The sequence below is a fragment of the Streptomyces sp. NPDC096324 genome, assembly GCF_044763015.1.
Classification (GTDB): Bacteria; Actinomycetota; Actinomycetes; order Streptomycetales; family Streptomycetaceae; genus Streptomyces.
Window position 1 is genome coordinate 145134 of sequence record NZ_JBIWFK010000007.1, and the last position, 20584, is coordinate 165717.

The 20584-nt window shown below is 73.5% G+C and carries 17 protein-coding genes; 6 read left to right on the top strand and 11 right to left on the bottom strand.

From position 1 onward, the window contains the following. Positions 1–150 precede the first annotated feature (150 nt). Entirely contained in the window at positions 151–1848 is a 1698-nt protein-coding gene (locus ACIQ7M_RS20560) for a hypothetical protein (RefSeq protein ID WP_403646217.1), read from the bottom strand. A 290-nt stretch (positions 1849–2138) separates the two neighbouring features. On the opposite strand from ACIQ7M_RS20560, the gene ACIQ7M_RS20565 reads away from it, so the two are divergent. Next, positions 2139–2582, top strand: coding sequence for a DUF4913 domain-containing protein (locus ACIQ7M_RS20565; protein WP_386987392.1), 444 nt, complete (start codon positions 2139–2141; stop codon positions 2580–2582). Between the two features lie 284 nt (positions 2583–2866). Here ACIQ7M_RS20565 and ACIQ7M_RS20570 read toward each other — a convergent pair whose 3' ends face one another. Further along, complete coding sequence (locus tag ACIQ7M_RS20570) at positions 2867–3910, bottom strand: NlpC/P60 family protein (protein WP_403646220.1); 1044 nt, start codon at positions 3908–3910, stop codon at positions 2867–2869. 160 nt (positions 3911–4070) lie between these two features. Here ACIQ7M_RS20570 and ACIQ7M_RS20575 point away from each other — a divergent pair, with 160 nt between their 5' ends. Continuing rightward, complete coding sequence (locus ACIQ7M_RS20575) at positions 4071–4463, top strand: hypothetical protein (RefSeq protein WP_355763326.1); 393 nt, start codon at positions 4071–4073, stop codon at positions 4461–4463. A gap of 284 nt (positions 4464–4747) precedes the next feature. Further along, a complete protein-coding gene (locus ACIQ7M_RS20580; RefSeq protein ID WP_403646224.1) occupies positions 4748–5914 on the top strand; it encodes a DUF418 domain-containing protein in 1167 nt (388 codons plus the stop codon). Here the strand turns inward: ACIQ7M_RS20580 and ACIQ7M_RS20585 are convergent. The 8 genes from ACIQ7M_RS20585 to ACIQ7M_RS20620 form a co-directional block, all read right to left on the bottom strand. Then, positions 5832–7637 carry a type IV secretory system conjugative DNA transfer family protein gene (locus ACIQ7M_RS20585; RefSeq protein ID WP_403646227.1) on the bottom strand — a complete coding sequence of 602 codons (1806 nt, stop codon included), beginning with the start codon at positions 7635–7637 and terminating at the stop codon, positions 5832–5834. The two genes, ACIQ7M_RS20580 and ACIQ7M_RS20585, sit on opposite strands and share 83 nt — an antisense overlap. Next, complete coding sequence (locus ACIQ7M_RS20590) at positions 7625–9160, bottom strand: ATP/GTP-binding protein (RefSeq protein WP_386987408.1); 1536 nt, start codon at positions 9158–9160, stop codon at positions 7625–7627. The genes ACIQ7M_RS20585 and ACIQ7M_RS20590 overlap by 13 nt, the downstream gene beginning before the upstream one ends. A gap of 254 nt (positions 9161–9414) precedes the next feature. Continuing rightward, positions 9415–10908, bottom strand: a complete 1494-nt coding sequence (locus ACIQ7M_RS20595; RefSeq protein ID WP_355763314.1) for an SCO6880 family protein — start codon at positions 10906–10908, stop codon at positions 9415–9417. Positions 10909–11050: 142 nt separating this feature from the next. Beyond that, positions 11051–12283 (bottom strand): hypothetical protein, encoded by a 1233-nt coding sequence (locus tag ACIQ7M_RS20600; RefSeq protein ID WP_355763311.1) that lies wholly within the window; start codon positions 12281–12283, stop codon positions 11051–11053. A gap of 1 nt (position 12284) precedes the next feature. Further along, positions 12285–13034 (bottom strand): hypothetical protein, encoded by a 750-nt coding sequence (locus tag ACIQ7M_RS20605; protein WP_403646231.1) that lies wholly within the window; start codon positions 13032–13034, stop codon positions 12285–12287. 18 nt (positions 13035–13052) lie between these two features. Beyond that, complete coding sequence (locus tag ACIQ7M_RS20610) at positions 13053–13340, bottom strand: hypothetical protein (protein ID WP_355763305.1); 288 nt, start codon at positions 13338–13340, stop codon at positions 13053–13055. Between the two features lie 77 nt (positions 13341–13417). Then, positions 13418–13717, bottom strand: a complete 300-nt coding sequence (locus tag ACIQ7M_RS20615) for a hypothetical protein (RefSeq protein WP_403646234.1) — start codon at positions 13715–13717, stop codon at positions 13418–13420. Next, positions 13714–14292: a hypothetical protein gene (locus tag ACIQ7M_RS20620; RefSeq protein WP_403646237.1), complete on the bottom strand. Its 579-nt coding sequence runs from the start codon at positions 14290–14292 to the stop codon at positions 13714–13716. Before ACIQ7M_RS20620 ends, ACIQ7M_RS20615 begins: the two co-directional genes overlap by 4 nt. Positions 14293–14889: 597 nt before the next feature. On the opposite strand from ACIQ7M_RS20620, the gene ACIQ7M_RS20625 reads away from it, so the two are divergent. The 3 genes from ACIQ7M_RS20625 (at position 14890) to ACIQ7M_RS20635 (ending at position 17581) form a co-directional block, all read left to right on the top strand. Continuing rightward, complete coding sequence (locus ACIQ7M_RS20625; protein WP_403646240.1) at positions 14890–15717, top strand: lytic transglycosylase domain-containing protein; 828 nt, start codon at positions 14890–14892, stop codon at positions 15715–15717. Between the two features lie 17 nt (positions 15718–15734). Then, on the top strand, positions 15735–16697 hold the full coding sequence (locus ACIQ7M_RS20630) for a hypothetical protein (RefSeq protein WP_403646244.1): 963 nt from the start codon (positions 15735–15737) through the stop codon (positions 16695–16697). A gap of 185 nt (positions 16698–16882) precedes the next feature. Next, the gene (locus ACIQ7M_RS20635) at positions 16883–17581 is read left to right on the top strand and encodes a sigma-70 family RNA polymerase sigma factor (RefSeq protein ID WP_355763289.1); all 699 of its coding nucleotides are present in this window, start codon (positions 16883–16885) and stop codon (positions 17579–17581) included. A gap of 34 nt (positions 17582–17615) precedes the next feature. On the opposite strand, the gene ACIQ7M_RS20640 is transcribed toward ACIQ7M_RS20635, so the two are convergent. Continuing rightward, a complete protein-coding gene (locus tag ACIQ7M_RS20640) occupies positions 17616–20561 on the bottom strand; it encodes an AfsR/SARP family transcriptional regulator (RefSeq protein WP_403646249.1) in 2946 nt (981 codons plus the stop codon). Between the last annotated feature and the right edge of the window lie 23 nt (positions 20562–20584).

The window sequence follows — 20584 nt, forward strand, 5'->3', positions numbered from 1 at the left end:
CGTACCTCCGGACTTCTCGGTCGTACGGCGTCGGCCGGGTGCCGACAGGGGTTCGGGAAGCACAACGGGCCCCGGGCACCGGTCGGTTCAACGGAGATGGCGGCCGTGGCCGTGCTTCTTGGCCGACGGCCGCCACCCGCCCCGAGCGGCCTACCTCTTGCTCGGGCCGCCGGACTTCTTCCGGTACTGGTCGCCCCTCACCCACGCCCCGAAGCCGCCCCCGGCCTTCGGCTCCTTCGCCTTCTTCCCCGACGAACTGCTCTGCGCCGGGGTGCTGGACGGCGGGCTGGGGTTCCTGGGAGCGCGGGCCAGGGGCTCCCCGAACTCCGAGGAGGCCGAGCCCGTACTCGGTGTGTGGCGCTCCGTGTTCGTGTACGAGGGGTGGTACATCTCGGTGTTCCCGACCGGCGACGGCGGATACGCGAACGCCTCTTCCTGGTCGGGCGACTCGGACTGCGGAAAGGAGTAGCCCTGTCCCGTGCCCACCGGCTGGAGAGGGTAGGTGTAGTGCGGCTGCTCGGTCACCAGGCCGCCCGGCGGGAAGTAGCCCCCGGTCGTGGGCATCTCCGCCGTCGGCGAATAGTCGGCTGTCGGGGAGTAGTCCGCCGTCGGCGAGTAGTTCGCGGCGGAGGACCCGAGGTCCAGTCCGGTCATGCCCTGCGACAACTGGGCGCCGTAGTCCGGTGTGCCGGGCCAGGCCGACGTGCTCGCCCGTCGCTGCTGCTCCTCCTGGAAGGCCGCGAGCTTCTGGTCCAGCGTGTGGGCCGCCGCCGCCTGGGCCTGGAGTTCGGCCCGCACCGCCGCCACGGTCGCGGCCCTGCCCGCCCCTTGCAGCGAGGCGTTGGTGTCCACCCGGGTGAGCTGTCGGCTCACCACCTGGGACAGGTCGTTCGGGCTCTCCGTGCCCACCGCCCGTCCCGTCGCGGGGTCCGCCAGGACGACCACCGCGTTGGGGTCGTCGAACGCCTTGTGGAAGGTCTTGAGCGAATGGCCGCTCGCCGCGCTCTCCTGGGAGGTCGACGAACTGGCCGAGGACTTGCTCGCGTTGCGCGCCTTCTCCTGGTTGCGCCAGCGGTTCTGCTTGTCCGCGAACTGGGGGTCGTCCGGCGCGGGGATCTGGTCGAACGAGTTCTGCGAGTGGACGTTGTACGTCGCCCTCGTCTCCAGTGACCACGCCCCCGACTCCTGCGAGTCGTTCCTGATGCCCATCACCTTGACGTGCATATTGGTGACGAGACCGGCCTCGATCCGCTCCCTCAGGTGGGGCCACTCGTACTTCGTCAGGACGCTGTTGTCCACCCTGCCGCCGAGCATCACCGCCTCGACCGGGCCCCGCGCGCCGTCCACGTAGTGGTTCGACATGTACGTCCAGAGGTCGGCCTGGACCTGGGCGTCCGACCAGTTCTCGAACCCGCAGTTCCTGCCGTTGAAGATCTTTCCCGGGGGTGACGTCTCCAGGATGAGACCGCCGGCCTTCGCCGCCTGGCGGGCCGGGTAGTACGGCTCCGTCTTGCTCCAGAGGTACTTCTTGTCGAAGGTCTCCCGCGCCTTCTCGTCCCGCATCCGGTCGAAGTTCTGGTTCTTCCGGTTCGCCCGCCACCAGTCCGCCGGGACGTGCAGGGCGTTGAGCCGGTCGAACTGGGTGATCAGGTTGTTCGCCGCGTCGCCCGACCACGACGGGTCGGGCGCGTACCCCTTGTTGAGCCACTGCCCGTTCAGGTGGAGCTGGTTCATATAGCCGTCGAAGGCTTGCATGAACGCCGGGTCCTTGTGCAGGTTGTACTTCTTCAGGTCCGCTCTCATGCCCGCTTCGTCGGACCTGAATTTCACCTCGTCGAATGGCGCCATCGTGAGGTCCTCCTTGCCGGAGCGGCAAGTGATGTGCCGCTCGCCCGCGTTGGGGCACCGCCGTGCCGAACGATCGTCTTCCGTTGCGTTCGCGGCCGCTTCGGGCCGCGAAAGACGCAACGGACGTCACCTCCGCGCGGTTCAACCCGGCGCGCCGGCGCGCGGATCCGCCGGACGCGTGAACCCCGTACCGCACGCACGCGTTGTGGTGCCGGGATCCGGGTGTCACGCCCCCGGTTTCCGCGACCACTGTCCGACGCGGCCTCGGCCGTGCATCAGGAAGGAGCGCCATGACGGTCCGGACGCATGACGCCGAGCAGGCGGCGCCCCCCGCCCCGAAGTTCATCCTCTACCTGGAGGCGCCCGAGTACGGCCGGGCGCTGCGACAGCTCACCCTGTGGGTGCACCATGTGCTCCTCCCGGTCTACGGCAGGGAGGTCACCGCCCTGGCTCCCTGGTGTTCGCGCTGGTGGGAGCACCCGGAGGCGGTCGCCCAGTTGCACGGGCTGTGGCTCGCCTGGGGGGAGTTGAGCGACACCGGCTCCGAGTCCGGTCCGAGCGGTCCGGCCGGCTGGCACCGGGACTATCTGGCCCCGATCATGCAGAACCTGCGGGACCCGTCCGGGGTGTTCGCCGGCTGCAAGCCCGGCTCGCACCGCCCGAAGGAGGTTCCCGTCGTCGACGCCGTCGACCCGTTCGGGCCGCCGCCGGGGCCGCCGTCGGCCAAAGGCTGAGGGAGGCGTTCGGGGCGGACGGGCGTGCCCAGGACCGGCGGACGTCCGGGGCCCGGTGCCGACGGGGGCGGACCACCGGGGTCGGTCCCCGTCCGCGTCCGCCTCCCTTCCGCGTCCGGGCGGCCTCGGACGGCCGCGCTTCAAGCCGCCGGGCTTCAAGCCGCCGGGCTTCAAGCCGCCGGGCTTCAAGCCGCCGGGCTCCGGGCATCCGGGCTGCCCGGGCTCCGGGCATCCGGGCTTCAAGCCGCCGGGCTTCAGCCGTCCGGGCTTCAGCCGTCCGGGCCTCAGGCGTCCGGTCGGACCACCCCCAGGATTTCCATCGACGCGGCCGGGGAGACGTACACCCAGCGGCCCGGACGAGGGGCCTGGATGATCTTGCCGTCGCCGATGTAGAGGGCGACGTGGCTGGCGTCGGCGAAGTAGATGATGAGGTCGCCGGGGCGCATGTCCTCGACGGGGACGCGCTTCAGCCGCCGCCACTGCTCCTCGGAGGTACGGGGGATGGGGTGGCCCGCGTACAGCCAGGCCTGTGAGGTCAGCCCGGAGCAGTCGTAGGAGTCGGGGCCCTCCGCTCCCCACACGTAGGGCTTGCCGAGCTGACGGGTGGCGAACTCGATCGCCTTCTTCCCGGCCGGGGTCGCCTCGGTGCCGACCTTGTCGAGGATGCCCGAGCCCACCCACTTCGCCTGGGCGGCGTCGGACTCCTTCTTCTCCAGCGCGGCGATCCGCTCGATCTCCTTCTTCTCCAGCCGCGACTCCAGCTTCTTCGCGTTCCCGATGTGCCTCTCGATCGCCCGGCGCTCGGTGTCCTTGGCGCGGCGGCTCTCCCGCAGGCTCTTCAGGACATCGGTGGCGTCGTGGGTGCGGGTCTCCAGGTCCTCGCGGGTGGCGGTCAGGGCGGTCAGCACCCCCTGGGTCGCCTGTTGCGCCTGACGGGCCAAAGAGGCGTTGTCGAGGGCGTGTTCGGGGTTGTCGGAGAGGGCGAACTGCATCTCGGCCGGCAGGCTGTCGCCGCGGTACTGGGCGCGGGCCGCCGCCCCCGCCAGGGAGGTGAGGCGGCCCAGCCGTGACTCGGCCGCCTCGATCCGGGTCCGGAGCGTGTGCACGCGCTTCTCCTGCTCGGTCACCTTCTCGTCGGCGGCGTCGTACTTGTTCGTGGCGACCTCCGCGTCGTGGTACAAGCGCTTGAGTTCGGTACGTACCTCGGCGAGGGTGCCGGGCTCGGCCGGGTCGGCACCGGCCGGCGGCGGTGTCGTCGCGGCCAGGGCGAGGGCCAGGGTGACGGTCACCGCCGTCCGGTGGCCGTGTGCGCGCAGAGTCCGTCTCATCTGTGCCGAAGCTCCTTCCAAGAGCGTCGCATGCGGGGTGCGGGCGGGGTCGCCCCCACAACGGGGCGGTGGCGTCCGGTGGTTCAAACCGCGGGTATGAACCGGTGGGACGCGCGCCCCGTTGTGCGTCCAGGTGCGGTTCGCGGACGAAGGGAGCGCCATGGGCGCGGAGTTGGTGCTGCTGGCGCTGTGCACGGGGTCCGGCCTCGGGTTCCTCACGCTGGCGACGCGGTCGGCGCTGGCGGCCGTACGGCTGTCCCTGCGCGGACTGCGCGTCATGGGTCAGGTGAGACCCCGGGAGGCGTCGGACCGCCGGTGGGGCGGGCTCGTGGTGTTCTCCGACCATCTGGGGCGGGGGCTCGTCCTCGATCCGGGCTGGCGGGGGCCGCTGTGCGGGCTGCCGCCGGTCGGCGGCCGCGTGCCCGTGGTCTACACGCGGAACCGGCCCGCCACGGCCCGGCTGTGGACGCTGCGGTACCTGCTGGCGCCGTCGTTCGGATGGTTCCTGTCCTCGACCCTGGCGTTCGGCACGGGCGTCGTGGTCTCGTCGTGAGCGGACGGAAGGGCCGGACGGGCGCCGGCGGCGCGCGAGGTGGCCGCCCGGAGGATGGGCCGGGTGCCGGGGCCGTGCGAGGCGGCCGGAGGAGCGACGCGGGCGGCAGTGGCCGGAGCGGCCGACGGGGCGGGGAGGGCGGGGTCGGCGCCGCGTGGGGCGGCGTGGGCGCCGGCGGGGCGCGCGGTGGACCCGAGGATGAGCCGGGGGCCGGGGCCGGGCGGTGTGGTCGGGGGAGCGACGCGGGGGGTGGCCTGCGGAGCGGCCGGGTCGGTGAGGTCGATGTGCTGCGCGGGGCCGCCCTGTTCGGCATCCTGCTCGTCAACGCGCAGCTCATGGCGGGCCCCTACACCTCCTTCGGCGGCGGGCCCGGGGCCTCGGCCGTGGACCGGGCGGCGGCGTGGGCCGTGACCGCGACGACCACCGCCTACCAGCTCTTCTCCTTCCTCCTCGGCTACAGCTTCGTCCTCGACCGGCGCGCGGCCCGGCCGTCGGACCCCGCCGCCGGACTCCGTCATCTGCGGCGCACGGCAGGCCTGTTCGGCCTCGGGCTGGCGCACGCCGTGCTGCTCTACCCCGGCGACATCCTGATGACGTACGCCGCTCTCGGGCTGATCCTGTACGGGCTGCGCGACCTCACGCCCCGGGCCGCCGCGCGCCTCGCGGTCGCTCTGGTGGCGGGCCTGGCCGTCCTGCTGCTCGGGTACGGGCTGCTCACCGTCGCCCTCACCGAACCGGTCACCCCGGCCCAGTACGCGCCCCGGGTCGCGGACACCGTGGCCGCCTACCGCGGCGGTCCCCTGTCGGTGATCGGGGCGCATCTGCGCGAGCTGCCCTCGGCACTCGGCGCGAACCTGATGTACGCCCCGGACATGCTGGCCGCGTTCCTCGCGGGACTCGCGGCGGCCAAGGCCGGACTGGTGGAGCGGCGCGGCCGGGACCGGGTGTGGCTGCGGCGGACCGCCGTACGGTGGCTGCCGGTGGGTCTGGCGGGCGGCGCCGTCACCGCCTGCTGCGCGAACGGGCCGCTGGACAGCCGGTGGTTCCTGGTCGGGCACGCGGTGTCGCTGCTGACCGCGCCGGCCCTCACGGCGTCGTACGTGTGCGGAGTGCTCCTGCTGGCCGGTGCCGTGCGCCCGGTGGCGGGCGTGCTCGCCGCCTCCGGACGCATGGCGCTCAGCCACTACCTCACCCAGTCGCTCGTCCTCGCCTGCGTGTTCACCGGGTACGGGTTCGGGCTCTACGACCGTGTCGGCACGGCCGTCGTCCTCGTGGGCTGCGTGCTCCTGTACGGCGCCCAACTGGCCCTCGGTGTCCGGCTGATGAGGCGGGTCCGTTACGGGCCCGCCGAGCTGGTGCTGCGCACGGTCACGCTGGCGCGACGTCCCGGCCGGGCTCCGGCTTGCTCAGGGTCACACCCGGCAGGGCGCGACCGGCTGCCCGTTCCGTGATCGCCGCCGTCTCCGCCTTGGCCGCCGCCGAGATGGCGCCGGCCCCGGGCTCCTTGTACCAGGGGCGCAGCCGGATCAGGGCGGGCCTGACCCCGGTCGCGAGGAGCAGCGCGGTGCCCTTCGGCAGGGCGCGGATCCGGTCGGGGGGCAGGACGGCCTCCTGACGGTAGGAGTACGAGCGTGACGTGCCGTCCTTGCTGCGCGAGACGCTCGGGGTGCGCACGTCGTGCTGGCCGACGAGGGTGGAGATCTTCTGGACGAAGTCGGCGTCGTCCAGGCCCGCGCCGAGGAGCTTGATGGTCGCCGCGCTCCACAGCGCGTCCATCCCGACCTCCCCCCACACCCGGGCGCCCTGGCGGTAACTCTGGAGCAGGGTGACGACGTTGATGCCGCGGGAGCCGAAGTGCGAGTACAGATCGGGGAGATCGGAGATGCGGCACACGTTCGCCGCCTCGTCGAGCACCGCGGTCAGCGGCGGGTCCAGGCGTCCGCCCATGCGTTCGGCGGCCACGACACCGGCCCGCATCGTCGCGTCCGCGAGGCCCGCGATGACGCCGGCCGCCGAACCGCCCCCGTCCTTGGACAGGAGGTAGAGCGTGTCGTGGCCGAGGACGTGTTCGTCGGGGCGGAACTCGGGGAGGCCGGGGTCGGGGGTGACCCAGGCGAGGATCTCGGGGTCGAGGAGGCAGGAGACGGTCTGCCGGGCGGTCTCGTAGATGCCGTCGCGGGTCTCCACCGCGCCCCGCACCGTGCCCTGCAACTGTTCGGCCATCGCCGCGAGCCCGACCTGGCGGAGCAGGTCGATCGGGGTGCGGTCGGCGGGGTCGGCGAGCCAGGCGAGGAGTTCGGTCAGCGGGGTCCTGCCGCGTGCGGCGGCGAGGAAGAGCGCGGTGAGCGTGTTCTGGGCGGCCGAGATCCAGAAGTCCTTCTTCGCGCTGTCGTCGTTGACGGACGCGACGAAGTGGCCGGCCATCCGGCGGGCGCCCTCGATGGTGTGGCACTCGCCGAGGATGTTCCACCACATGGCGCGCGGGGTGTGGGCGATGCCCTGCGGGTCGAACGTCCAGACCGTGCCCGCCTTCGCGCGTTCGGCGCGGGTGACGGCGTACACGTCGGCCTTGTTGGACGTCAGCAGGACGGCACCCTGGGCGCGCAGCACCCGGGGGACGGCGATGCCGGTCGACTTGCCGGCGCGGGGCGCCATGAGGTCGAGTTCCACGTCCTCGTAACTGCTGCGCAGTTCGGGTCCCTTGGGCTCCAGGTCGCCGAGGAGGTTGCCGGTCTCGTCCGGGTGCACCTGGTCGCGGCCGGAGAGGCCGGGGCGCAGGTCGCGGGCGCGGGCCTCGATGCCCTTCGGGCACATCGCGGCGAGTTCCCGCCGCCCGGCCAGGCCCTTGGGGCGGGCCGAACGGTCCATGAGGAGGCGTACGACGACGGCGACGGGCAGCGTCACCAGTGTGAGAAGCCCGGCCATGCCTCCGTAGACGGCGGCGGCGGGCGCATCCGGCCACAGGGCGTCCGGCCCGTCGGAGGCCAGGCGGGTGACGGTGGACAGGGCGAACGGCGGGGCGGCCCAGCCGCTGCCGGACAGCCCGGACCCGAGGGTGCCGCCGGACCAGACGACCGTGAACACCAGCAGGCCGGTGCCGGCGAGGGCGACGACGGCCCACGGCAGCAGATCGTGCGGGTCGGTCCCGCTGCGGGGGGCGCTCACGCGGTCCACCGCCCGGCCGCCGCCTCGGTACCGGGAGTTCCGGGGGTGCCGGAGGCGCCGGGAGTACCGGGGATGCCGGGGAATCCGTGGACGCCCTCCCGCGCGGCCCGTGCCACCTGCTCGGCGGCGCGGGCGGCGGCCTTCTCGACGGCGTCCTCGTTCGGCGTCCAGCGGGTGTTGGTGTTGTGCAGCCGGCGCTCCGCGTCGGTGATGGCGACCTTGATGGGGATGCCGGGGCGGCCGCCGACCTTGATGAGGAAACGGCCGCGGCCCGGAGGCTCCTCGTTGTCGCCGTTGACGCCCCAGCCAGGCGGCGAGGACCACGAGGACACGAGTTCGATCTCACGCCGCGACAGGCCGACCACCCTGCCGAGGTCCTCCATCTCCGTCTTCGGCAGCCCGGCGCACACGACCATCCCGGCCCGTTCGACGAAGCCGCGGGCCTTGGCGCGGTCGGCGTCCGTGCCGAGGGCCTCGGCGTCCTTGAGCGTGTGGGTGATCTTCGCGTCGCCGAGTCCGAGCGAGCGGTTCAGCCGGGTCAGCGCGTCGATGCGGTCGACGATGCCGGAGGCGGCGCGGAGCGGGCGCCACAGCTCGTCGAGGACGGTGAAGAACCAGCGCCTGGGCGCGAGTCCGGCGTCCGCGAGGGCGTGCGAGGCGGCCACCGTGCCGAGTCCGTCCGACCAGGCCGCCAGCATCGCCGCGGCCGTGAGCTGGGTGTCGGCCTCGCCGATGCCCGAGATGTCGATGCACACGGCGGGCGCGTCGGGGTCGATCCGGGTGGAGGTCTCGGAGGCGAACGTGTCGCCGAGCGGGCCGTCGAGGATGCCGAGCAGGGAGCGGTGGAGTGGGTCGACGGCGTCCCGGTAGCGGGCGTCGTCGCCCCGGTCGAGCGTGACCGCGCGGACCCGGGGCGGCCCCTCCGTCAGTACCCGCAGTACGTCGGGCAGCAGCAACGCCCTTCCCTCGGGCGTCCGTTCGCGCAGATGGTGCAGGACGGCGGAGAGCACGGACTGTTCGTGGTCGTCCATGGGCCGCCCGCGGACGATGGTGATGAGGGCGGCGACCATGTTCAGTACGCGTCCGTGGGCCTCGGCCTTCAGGACCTCTCCGGCCTCGCCGCCGATCTTCACGGCGGCCTCGCCCATGGCGCCGGGGTCGAGGACGTTGATGCCGCCCCGGCCGCGGCCGATGGAGATCACCTGTCCGCCCAGCGCGCGGACGGTGTCGGCGTAGTCGGGCTTGAGGTCGCCGAGGACGAGCGGGACGACCCCGGTCGCGGCGAGCCCGATCAGCATGCGGTTGACCAGGGTGGATTTGCCGAGGCCCGGCATGCCGAGCATGAACAGGGAGGGGTTGGAGATGTAGCGGGCCCGGGTGAACCAGTTCAGCGGGTCGCCGCAGACGGTGGCACCGGTGAACAGGTGCTGCCCGAGCGGGACCCCGGTCATCGGCGATCCGGAACCGGCGGCGAAGGGCCACATGCCGCACGCCTGCACGGTAGTGGCCCGCCACATGGTGGGCGGATCCATGTAGCCGACGCGCCCGCCGCCCACGCCGTACCAGCCCCGGTGCGGCACGAACAGCTCCTTGGCCTTCACCGGAGCCTTGGACGCTGCCTTGGACGCCCTCCTCGAAGCACCCTTCGAGGTTTCCTCCGTCAGGGCGTTCGCCGTGTGGCTGTCCCTGTTCGCGCTTCCGCCCGCGCCCCCGTCCACGGTCGTGAGCGTCTGCCGCTCCTCGGCCAGCCGGTCGGCCCGCTCGGCCCGCTTCTGCTCGCGCCGGCTCACAGCGCCTCCTGGAGTTCGTGCGGGACGAGGGTCTGCTCCCAGGGGAGGATCCCGGCGGGCAGCGTGCAGGTGAACGCCGCCGCCTGCATCCGGTCCGCGGGCCGCATCAGCACCCGGGACGCGGCGGTCAGGTTGCGGATGGTCACGCTCGCGTCCGCCAGCTCCTCCATGCTGTCGACGGTCACCGTCAGCATCAGCGAGAACTCCACGAGCCCCGCGCCCGAGGCCTCCTCGTTCGCGGTCTGCTCCGCCGCCCGTACCTCGGAGGCCGCGCGGGCCTGCACCATGCCCTTGCCGGACGAGGCCATGAACTGGGCGCTGCGCCGGTCCGCCTCGACGATGCGGGCCGAGGTGGCCGGGTCGATGGGCCGGTAGACCAGGGCGACCCGCTTGCGGCGGGTGCCGGGGGCCGCCTCCAGCATGCCCCGGAGCACCGAGGAGCGGACGGTGCCGCGCGGCGCCAGGGTCAGCAGCCAGGTGCGGGAGACACCGGAGTCGTGCTGGTAGCTGTTCACGGTCTCGACGGCTGCGGCGGGGCCCGCGTCGTCCCACTCCAGGCCCGTTCCGCCCTGCTGGGCGCGGGCGGTGAGGACGTCGGCGGCGACGGAGGGGTCGTAGGCGACCCGGACGACCTCGGCGATCCGCTCGGCCGACAGCGGGTAGGCGGCACCGCCGCCGGCCGCGACGAGTCCGCTGAGCAGGCCCGGGATGCGGACGGCGAGATCGGCGATCACGTCGTCCTTCTTGCGCCGCTGGCCCGGCGGGACGCCGTAGGTCAGCGTGATGTAGGTGTGCATCTCGGACGACGCGCTCGGGTACCGCTCCACGACCTCCTCCATGACCGCGCGGGCGGCCGGCGGGGCGTCGGGGTGGATGCGGGGCAGTACCTCGTGCGCGAGCCGGGTGCCCGGGTCGGGGGCGGTCTCCACGATCACGGTGGCGCCCTTCAGACCGGGTTCGTGGGCCAGCCGGGCCAGCCACTCGCCCCACAGCGCCACCCATACGTCGACCTGGTCCGGGTCGATGAGGGAGCCGCCGTCGGGGTCGCAGCCCAGGACGATCGTGTACAGGTTGCGGACCGGGTGGTGCAGCACGCCGAACGGGCGGTCGTAGGCGTCCCGGCCCTCGGTCGCGGTGACCTTGTTGAGCAGGCCCGGCGGGCGGAACCGGCCGCCGGGGCGGGCGGACAGCGGGCCGGAGACGTAGAGGTGCGCGCCCTTGGCCTTGCGGCGCCACCACCCGACGCGCAGGGTGATCAACTGGTAGACGTTGCGCCCGTCCTGGGTGCGGATGGCGAGCGGCACCAGGAACACGACGACCGGGACGAGCACGACCAGCGCCGCGTACAGCGAGATCAGCGACGCGAGCAGGGTGACGATGAGCCCGCCGAAGACCCCGAAGGTGCCGACGAGTCCGAGCGGTCCGAGCCCTGGCCGTCGTGGCCTGCGCCAGTTTCCGTAGGTCGGATGGATGACGGCTTCCGTGGACATGAGTCCGGTTTCCCTTCGTGAGGTGACGGGGGTCGGGCGCGGCGAGGTGAGACCGCCGGGTTCCCGCGGGGGGAGCGGGAACCCGGCGGCCGTTCTGGGGGGCGAGCGAGACGAACAGGAGGGGAGGGTCAGGCGACGGGGGTCACTTGTTGTGGCCCAGTTCGCCGTCGGCGCCCTCGACGGCACCGGTCACGGTGGAACTGGCCACCTGTGCCGCGGCGACCGCCGCGAGAACGGCGACCCCCGCGGGTCCGGCGGCCGCGGCCGCGCCGCCCGCCGCGGAGGCACCCGAGGCACCGGCCCGGCCCGCCGCGGCCGCGCCGTTCGCGCCACCCGCTCCGGACCCGCCCGCCTCTCCGCCCGCCCCGGTGGCTCCGGCCGAGCCGCCCGCTCCGGACGAGCCGCCCGAGCCGCCGGATCCGGTCGCCCCGCTCGGCCCCATCTGCCCGCCACCGCCGGAGGCGCCGCGGCTGCCGCCGAGCTGGACCGCGCCGCTGGCCAGGCTGGAGCCCGCCTGTCCCATGGCGGACATCGGGTTGCCGGTGCCCATGGCGGCGGTCGCGGGCACGATGAGCTTCAGCAGCGCGGGCAGGGCGATGGCGGACAGCAGCATCACGCCGATGCCGGCGATCCGGGTGTTGATGGTGCTGACATCACCCGTGCCGCTGTTCCTGCCCGAGTTGATCATCGCCATGCCGGCGTTGAGCACGAGGGCCACGGCCGGTTTGTAGAGCAGCCAGGCGATCATCCAGCCGATGTGCTTGCGCCACCAGCCGGCGCCCCAGTCGGTCATCGAGGCGGCGGCGGCCAGCGGGAGGGTGCCCAGCAGCAGCATCATCACGCCGAGCCGGATGTACATCAGGACCGTGTGGACGATCCCGGCGATCAGCAGCAGGAACGCGAGGACCAGCAGCAGGAAGGACTGGATCCCGCTGCCGTCCGAGCAGGCCCCGACGTTGTTCAGCGAATCGCGTACGGCGTTGTTGAACAGGTAGTTGGAGTAGCTGTCCCCGACGGCGGCGGCGGCCACGACGACGGTGGTGGCGGCGCCCGAGACGAGCACCACCCGCATGATGCCCTTCAGCGCCGTGCGGCCCGCGTCGCCCTTGCGCTCGATGGCCATGCGGCAGGCGGCGAACAGCAGCGAGCCGACGGCGAGGTAGACCACGATCCACTGCGTGTCGCTGCTGATGTCCTTCGACGTCTGGGTCTGCTCCAGCGTCGGGACGTTGGTGGTCAGCGCCGCGAACACCGCGACCGCGCCCGCGAGGATCGTCTTCGCGATGAGGTCGACGATGGTCCCGATGGGATCGCCGAGAAAGCTGAAGAACCCCTTCACCAGGTCGATGACCGGGTTCCCGGACGTGCAGTTCACGTCAAACCCCCCAAAGGATGAAGCCGTTGGTGCTCTGGACGGCCGACACCGGCGAGTGCAGCGAGCCGTTGTCGTCGGCCTCGACCTTCCAGTCGCCGCCGCTCCAGCGCAGGGAGATGTCGGTCGCCGCGTATCCCTGGGCGCTCTTGAGGAGCAGTCGGACCGTCGCCGCCTTCGCCGTGTACGAACTCACGGAGAAGCCCACGTACGACGCGACCGCCGTGCCGCTGCTCTGGGTGTCGGTGCTCTGGACGGTGGCCCGCTGGAACGCGAACATGTCGCGTCCCCGGCCGGGGACGACCTGCTGCTCGGTGACGGTGTGCCAGTCAGAGCCGCTCATCTGCGAGGGGATGATGTGGGCGGCCAGCGCGGCCCCGGTGGGCGTGTGCGCGTAGCACCACCACAGGGGTCCCTGGATCCGGGTCGGCCCCGCGGAGACGGAGACGGGCACCCGCGCGACACCGAGCGTGCGCCAGCCGACGTCCTCCGGCGCCTTCTTGGGCAGGACCGCGCCCGCGCTGTCGTCGGTACGGCAGCCCCGCGGCCGCCCGTCCTTCGCGGACGGGCCGGCCAGCGGGCCCCCGGTGGCCGGAGCGTTCGCGTGGGCCGCGGTCGTGTCCGGGCCGGACAGCAGGGTGACGACGCCGCCCACCACGGCCACGACGGCCAGGAATCCGGCCGAAAGCTGCCAACTGCGCTGCTTGTAGTACGGCCCGGATTCCGCGGGCCGGCGCTCCCTGCGCTTGAACATCACGACCGTCCGCCGGGCCTACGCGAAGACGAAGCTGACGAGCGGGCCCGCGGTGGCCACGAGGACACAGCCGCCGAGCACCATGCCGAGCCGGCTCATGTGCTCCGAACTCTCGCCCCGCTTCACGGACATGGCCATCATCGCGCCGGTGATCAGCACTCCGGCGACGCCGGCGGCGGTGCCGGCCCAGGCGGCTATGCCGAGGACCGTGTTGACCTTGGAGGTGAGCTCCCCGGGGGCGTTGGCCGCGGGCTGCGGGACGCCGGCGGCGAGGATGTTGGTGGCTTCGTACAGCAGAGAGGACATGAGGATCTCCGAAGGGTTCGGCGCCCGGCACGAGCGGTGGGCGGGAGGTGACTTGCGGTGCGCGAAGGTGCGTCGGTTCAGGGACCGAGGAGTTGGAGGCTGCCGAGGGCCGCGACGAGCGGACCGGCCGACGTGGCGACCAGGCAGCTCAGGGTCACGAAGAAGACGCCGCGGAAGTGCTCGCCGCCCTCGCCGGGATCGCCGCGGCGGAGCTGGAGCGCCATCTGGATGCCGACGATGATCAGTCCGCCGACTCCGCAGGCCGAGGCGCACCAGGCGAGCAGGCCGAGGATCGTGTCGGCCTCCACGGGCGGGGTGTACGCGGCCAGGAACCGCGCGCCGGCCAGGAACCGCGCGTCGAGGAGGGGCTGGGTCACGACGCGGCCCCCTCGCCGTGGTGCCCGGCGCCCACCAGCTCGGCGAGCGTGGCGAGTTGCCTGGGGACGGACTTGGGGCGGCCGCCCGTACGCCACGCCGGTACCCACGGCACGCGGTGCACCCGGGCGACGGAGCGGAGTACGCGGATGCGGCGCAGCAGACCGAGCGGGAGCCGTCCGGGGGCGTCGGCGACGAGGACCACGCCCAGCAGTTCGAGCCCCTGGGGGGCGTCGCCGTCGTTGAGCGCGCCGAGCGCCTGGGAGACGGACCGCAGCCCGCGCGCGCTGGTCCGGCCGACGAGGACGACCCGGCGTGGCTCGCCGCGGGCGGGGTCGGGCCAGCGGGCCCCCACCTCCACTCCGCCGAACAGCTCGACGAGCGAGGTCGCGCCGGAGCCGCCGTGGGCCTTGACCCATCCGACCTCGTCACGTGACGTGCCGCGGGCCGCCCTGGGCGCCTTCGGCCGGCCCCAGGCCGGCTCCGCCCCGGAGGCCGAAGCCGCCCGCCGCCCGGCCCCGGCCCGCGCCGGAACGGCCTTGGGCCGCGGAGCGGGCTGCACGACGGGCTGACCCACGGCTTGAGCCACGGCCTGTGGCGAGGTCCGCGTCCCGGGCCGCGCCTCGGCCCGCGGTACGGGCTGCGCGACGGCCTGCGGTACGGCTTGAGCGGTTTGAAGTGCGGGCGGAGCCACCGCCTGCGGCGCGGGCTGCGGTGCGGGCTGCGTTCTGGCGTGCGCCACGGCCTGTGCCACGGCCAGTGGCGCGGCCTGCGCACCGGCGTGGGCGGCGGGCTGCGGTGTGGGCTGCGGTGCGGCCTGCGCGGCGGCCTGCGGTGAGGCCTCCGCGACGGGCCGGGATGAGGCCTCCGCGACGGGCTGTGGTGCGGGTGCCGTCGGAGGCTCGGCGGGAGCGGGTTGTGGTCGCGGTGGTGCCGGTTGCGCGTTCTTCGGTCCCCGTACCCATGACCCCGGGCCCGACGGCATCGCCGAAGGAGTGCCCATGTGTGCCCCGCCCCCCTCTTCGCTCGTAGATCGGCTGCTCTGGCTCATCTGGTTTCCACTGGTTTGAACTTATTTGCCCCGGGGCCCGTTTGGATCTGTCGAGCCCGTCGGACAGCACAACGGGCCGTGTGGCCACAGCGGTTCAAGGCGAGAGGAAGAAGGCGGGCGCTCATGAGCCAAGAGAGCGGGGAAGGCGGTGCGTCGACCGCCGTGCGGAACGGGATCATCGCGGGCACCGGCTGCGGCTGTCTGCTGTCACCGCTCGCCCTGGCCGGAACGCTGGTCGTCGTGGTGATCCTGGGCGGGTTCGGCGTCCTGCTGGCCCCGCTCATCGCGCTGTATCTGCTGTTCCACGGAGGCGGGGGCGATCCCCCCAGTCAGGACACCGCGGACCAGACCCTCGGCATCTTCCAGGGTGACGGCAAGGGCGAGCTGGACACCTCCACCGTCCCCGCGGACCTGGTGGACCCCATCCAGAAGGCCGGCGAACTGTGCGGGGCCGTCGGCCCGATCGTCATCGCGTCACAGATCGAGAAGGAGTCCGGCTTCAACAGCGCCCTGACCGGCCCGAACGGCGAACTGGGTCTCTCGCAACTGCCGCCCGACATCTTCACCAAGTACGGCAAGGACGACGACGACAACGGCAAGACCTCCGCCCTGGACGCGAAGGACTCGATCATGGCGCAGGGCCGGTACATGTGCGAACTCGCCAAGCAGGGCCAGCAGATGATCGACGCCGGACAGGTGAACCAGAGCGACGGGAACGGGACCACCAACACCGTCCTGGACCTCGCGCTGGCCGGCTACGACGTCGGGATGGACGCCGTCCGCGCGGCCAAGGGCGTGCCGCAGACGAACGAGGCCCAGGGCTATGTCCTCGCCGTCCGCGCCCAGTTCGCCAAGTACCAGGGCATCGGCGCCCCTCCCTCTGGTGCCACTCCGGGGGTCACGCCCGACCCGGACGCGACCACGACCGGCCCCGCGCCGACCACCACTTGAGCATGAGGAGGACAGCCATGGCCCGCTTCGATGTGTACATCTCCGGCGACGGGCTCGCCGAGATCGACGGACACACCCTGGTCCCCGAGCCCGGCGAGTCCGTGCACGAGGCCGTCCTCGACCGCCTTCAGGGGTACGCGGAGGAGCGGGACGGCGCCGTCGTGGCGACGGTGTACGACGGCCCCGGCGCCGCCCGGTTCCTGCTGGAGGTGCTTCCGGACGGGTCGAGCGGCGTCCTGGAACCGGAGGAGGAGACGCCCGCCGAGCCCGCCGAAACCGAGGCTCCCACCGCCACGGCCCCCGCCACCGCCACCGCCACCGCCACCCTCTCCGTCTCCGCTGACACCACCACCGCCCCCGTCCCCGCTGACGCCCCCGCCGGTGCCGACGCCCCCGCCACCGTCGTCGTTCCGGCGCCCGCCGCGGCCACCGCCTCCGCCGTCGCCACCGCGGTCGCCCGGGCTCGCGCCACGGCCGCCGCCCGCGCCGAGGTGCCGGACCCGGCCGCCGCCGTGGCCCCCGCCGTCACCGCCGCGCTCCCGGCCGACCTCGCCGAACACATCGGCCGAATCAACGCGTTGGCCTCCGACGGGCAGCTCGACGAGGCGTTCGGCGACGCGACCGCGCTGCGGGAGAGCCTGACGGGCTCGATGGGTGCCGAGCACCCGTACGCCGTGGAGGCACGGGCCGTCGAGGCGTACCTCGCGCACCTGCTCGGCGACCACCGGGAGGCCATCGTGCTGGCGCTGGCCGTGGCGCGGATCCGCTGCGCGGCCAGGGACGACCGGGCGCCCGCGGAGGTCGCGCGGGCCGCGGCGGCCTGGCAGCAGCTCGACGACGACCGTGCCGTCGTCGCCCACGGGCGTGAACTCCTGCACATGTGGGCCACGTTGGACCGGCACGGTCTGCTGCCCCCCGGCTACGCGGCACTCGTCGGACAGGTCCGCGCACAGGTCGACGCCCTGGAGGCGTACGTCTGAGCCCGGTCGCCACACGCGCCTCACCGGCTACCCACGGTCACACCGGCCGTGACCGGCTCGTCCATCGCTTCGTACACCCGACGTCAAACGAACGTGGAACGCCCCTCGCGACACTCCGTTCTCCCGGAGGCCCCGGCTCCGGTCCCCTGACCGGGGCCGGTCCTCCCAAGGAACAGGAGCACTCCATGAACGTCACCGTCATCGGATCGGCGAGCGCGGTCTCGACCGAGGAGCGGGCGCTGCGCGACCTCTACGTGGAACACGGCCCGGCGCTCTACACGTACGTGCTGCGCATGCTGGGCGGGGACACGCACCGTACCGAGGACGTCATCCAGGAGACGCTGCTGCGCTGCTGGAACAAGCGGAACCTGGTCGACGACGAGGGAATGGCCGTACGGCCCTGGATGTTCCGGGTCGCCCGCAACCTCGTCATCGACGCCCACCGGACGCGGATGGCACGGCCGTTGGAGATAGGCGGCGCCACCTGGCTGAGCGAACTGGGCGCCGAGGTGGACGACATCGAGCGGATGCTGTCGTCCATCGTGGTGCAGGAGGCGCTGCGGGCGCTCACGCCCGCCCACCGTGACGTGATCCGGGCGACGTTCCTGGAGGACCGCACCACGCAGGAGGCGGCGGAGGTCCTGGGCATCCCGCAGGGCACGGTCAAGTCCCGGGTGTACTACGCGCTGCGCGGCTTACGGCTGGCGCTGCGCGAGCACGGTGTCGTGACGGACGAGGACGGCCGCCTGCGCCACCCGGACCCCGACCCGAACGCGACGCCGGATCCGGCACCGACCCGAACCCCGGAGCCGGACCCGGTCCCGACACCGAAGCCGGCCCCACTGCCGAAGCCGACCTCGAACCCGTCCCGAACCGCGGCCTGAAGCCCGCCCCCGCCCGGGCCCCCGGCACGTGCGGTCACGGCCCGCCGGGTCCCGGCTCGTTCGCCCCGGGACCCGAGGTCTCCAGGTCGCGGAGGGTCTCGCGGAGGTCCGCGGCCTCCGGGTGGGAGTTCTCCTCCAGGAGGGCCAGCGCCGCGCGGAAGGCGCCGACCGCCGCTTCCCGGTCGCCGGCGGCGAGCCTGGATTCGGCGATGTGCCGCAGGGTGTCCGCCTCCAGATAGTGGTCGCCGACCTCCCGGTACAACGCCAGCGCGCGCTCGAAGCGTTCGACGGCGCCGCCGTACTGGCCGAGGTGGTGGAGGGCGTAGCCGACGCTGTCCTGCGCAGCCGCCTCGCCGATCGGGTCGCCGGTCTCCTGGTGCAGCGCGACGGCCTTCTCGCAGTACTCCATCGCCCTGTCGTGCTCACCGAGCAGGATGTACGTCCAGCCGACCTCGTTCAGGACGAGGGCCTCGTTGCCGACGTTGCCCTCGGCCCGGTACAGCTCGCGTGCGTGCGTGTAGTGGTCGAGCGAGATGGTGAACCGGCCCTCCCCGTTGGCCTGGTAGGCGAGACAGCGCCGGGTCCGGGCCTGGCCGGGCCCGTCTCCCGCGGCCCGGAACAGTTCCAGCGCGCGCCCGAGGTCCCGTCGTGCCTCGGCGGAGTGCGCGAACCGGGTGTGGAAGAAGCCCAGGCCGCGCAGGGCGTGCGCCTCACCGACCCGGTCGCCGACGGCTCGGGCGGCCCGCAGCGCGGCGCTGTTGATCTCCATCAGGTCGTGCCAGAAGCCGAGCCGGTCGAAGTACAGGTCGAGGCCGACGGCGGTGCGCCACGCGCGGTCCTCGTAACCGTGGGCGGCGCCGTGCTGGACGACCGCCCGCAGGACGTGCCGCTCGGTGCGAAACCACTGCGTGGCCTCTCTGCGCCCGGTGAACCGGAGCGGGCCGCTGTCCGTTGTGCTCGGCGGCAGGGGCAGGGTCTCGCGGCGCGGGCTGATGATCGCGGAGGCGTGGTGGGTGGTGTGGAGGTAGTGGTCGTGCATGCGCAGCAGCGCGGCGCCGCGCCGCTCCTCGGTGTCCTCGGTGTCGGCCAGTTCGCGGGCGTAGGCCCGCAGCAGGTCGTGGAAGGCGTACCGGCCGGGCGCGTGTTCGCCGAGCAGGCTGGCCCCGGTGAGTTCGGCGAGCAGCGCGCGCACCGGGCGCGCGGGTGCCGCGGCCAGGGCGGCGGCGGAGGCCGTGCTGATGTCGGGTCCCGGGTGGAGGGACAGCCGGCGGAACAGTTCCGCCGCGGCGGGCGGCAGCGCGCGGTACGACCAGGAGAAGACGGCGCGTGCGTCGGTGTGGGCGTCGCCGCCGGTGAACGCGTCCAGGCTTCCGTGGGTCTCGCGGAGTTCGCCCGCGATGTCGGCGAGCCGGAAGCCGGGGTGGTGGGCGGCGCGGGCCGCGACGATGGCGAGGGCCAGCGGCAGCCGGGCGCACAGGCCGACGATGGCCTCGGCGGCTTCCGGTTCGGCGTCCACGCGCGCGGCGCCGATGCGCCGGGTGAGCATGGCGCGGGCCTCGTCGCCGGTCAGCGGGCCCAGGGTGAGCGGGTGGGCGCCGTGTCCGGCGACCAGTCCGGTGAGCCGGCTGCGGCTGGTGACGACGACGAGGCAGCCCGGTGTGCCGGGCAGCAGCGGTCGTACCTGTCCGCTGTCACGGGCGTTGTCCAGCACGATCAGGACGCGTCGGCGGGCGAGGACGCTGCGGTAGAGGGCGGCCTGGGCGTCGAGGCCTTCGGGGACGGCCTGCGGGGCCACGCCGAGGGCGACGAGGAAGGTCTCCAGCGCCTCGGAGGGGTCCATGACGGAGCCGCCCTGGTCGTACCCGCGCAGGTTCACGTAGAGGCTGCCGTCGGGGAAGCGGTGGGCGACCCGGTGCGCCCAGTGCACGGCCAGCGTGGTCTTGCCGGCTCCTGCCATGCCGTTGATGAGGCCGATGACGGCGGTGTCCGGATGGCCGTCGGCGGGCAACAGCGCGTCCACCCGTCCGAGTTCGCTGTCACGGCCGGTGAACAGCGGGAGGTCCGCCGGGAGTTGGGAGGGGTGTACGTCCCCCGCGGCCCGGGGTGGATCGTCCCGGCGGGGAGCGTCCGCCGCGCCGGTGTCCGCCGAGCCGGTGTCCGGGCCGTCGCCGGTGTCCGCGGCGCCGGTGTCCACGGCCGGCACCGGCACCGGCGGGGGCGACAGGTCCGGATCCCCGGCCAGCAGCCGCGCGTGGGCGGCCCGCAGGGACGGGCCGGGTTCGATGCCGAGTTCGTCCACGAGCGTGCGCCGGGTGCTCGCGTAGACCTCCAGGGCCTCGGCCTGCCGGCCGCAGCGGTACAGGGCCACGAGCAGCAGTTCGCACACGGCCTCGCGCAGCGGCTGTGCCGCGTGCAGCGCCACGAGTTCGGGCAGCACCGCTTCGTGGCGCCCGAGTTCGAGCTCCACCCGGAGCCGGTACTCCAGGGCGGCGAGCCGCCGTTCGGCCAGGCGGGCCCGCTCGGTCTCCGCGAACGGCCCGGGAACGCCGGTCAGGGGGGTGCCGTGCCAGCCGGCGAGAGCGGTGTGCAGCAGCCGGGCGGCCCCGCGGCTGTCGCCCCGGGCGCGGTGGCGTTCGGCCAGCACGAGGTCGTCCTCGAACTCGCCGAGATCGCTGGTGATCTCCTCGGTGCGCAGCGCGTAGCCGTCGCCGATGGACACCAGGAGGCGGGGCGGGGCGCCCGGGCTCCGTCCGGGCTCCAGCACCTTGCGCAGCCGGGACACATAGGTGCGCAGCACGGGGACGGCGCCGGCCGGCGGGTCGTGCCCCCAGATGCCGTCGACGAGTTCGCCGACGCCGACCGCGCGCCCGCGGCGCAGGAGCAGCGCCACGAGAACGGCCTTCTGCTGCGGCGGTCCCAGCGCCAGTTCCGTTCCGCCCCGCCAGGCGCGCGGCGGGCCCAGCAGGGAAAGACGCAGCACTTCCGCACCATCGGTAACCCTCA

Coding starts and splice junctions, on each gene's coding strand:
- ACIQ7M_RS20560 (WP_403646217.1), bottom strand. CDS start 1,848: ATGGCGCCATTCGACGAGGTGAAATTCAGGTCCGACGAAGCGGGCATG.
- ACIQ7M_RS20565 (WP_386987392.1), top strand. CDS start 2,139: ATGACGGTCCGGACGCATGACGCCGAGCAGGCGGCGCCCCCCGCCCCG.
- ACIQ7M_RS20570 (WP_403646220.1), bottom strand. CDS start 3,910: ATGAGACGGACTCTGCGCGCACACGGCCACCGGACGGCGGTGACCGTC.
- ACIQ7M_RS20575 (WP_355763326.1), top strand. CDS start 4,071: ATGGGCGCGGAGTTGGTGCTGCTGGCGCTGTGCACGGGGTCCGGCCTC.
- ACIQ7M_RS20590 (WP_386987408.1), bottom strand. CDS start 9,160: ATGGATCCGCCCACCATGTGGCGGGCCACTACCGTGCAGGCGTGCGGC.
- ACIQ7M_RS20595 (WP_355763314.1), bottom strand. CDS start 10,908: ATGTCCACGGAAGCCGTCATCCATCCGACCTACGGAAACTGGCGCAGG.
- ACIQ7M_RS20605 (WP_403646231.1), bottom strand. CDS start 13,034: ATGTTCAAGCGCAGGGAGCGCCGGCCCGCGGAATCCGGGCCGTACTAC.
- ACIQ7M_RS20610 (WP_355763305.1), bottom strand. CDS start 13,340: ATGTCCTCTCTGCTGTACGAAGCCACCAACATCCTCGCCGCCGGCGTC.
- ACIQ7M_RS20625 (WP_403646240.1), top strand. CDS start 14,890: ATGAGCCAAGAGAGCGGGGAAGGCGGTGCGTCGACCGCCGTGCGGAAC.
- ACIQ7M_RS20630 (WP_403646244.1), top strand. CDS start 15,735: ATGGCCCGCTTCGATGTGTACATCTCCGGCGACGGGCTCGCCGAGATC.
- ACIQ7M_RS20635 (WP_355763289.1), top strand. CDS start 16,883: ATGAACGTCACCGTCATCGGATCGGCGAGCGCGGTCTCGACCGAGGAG.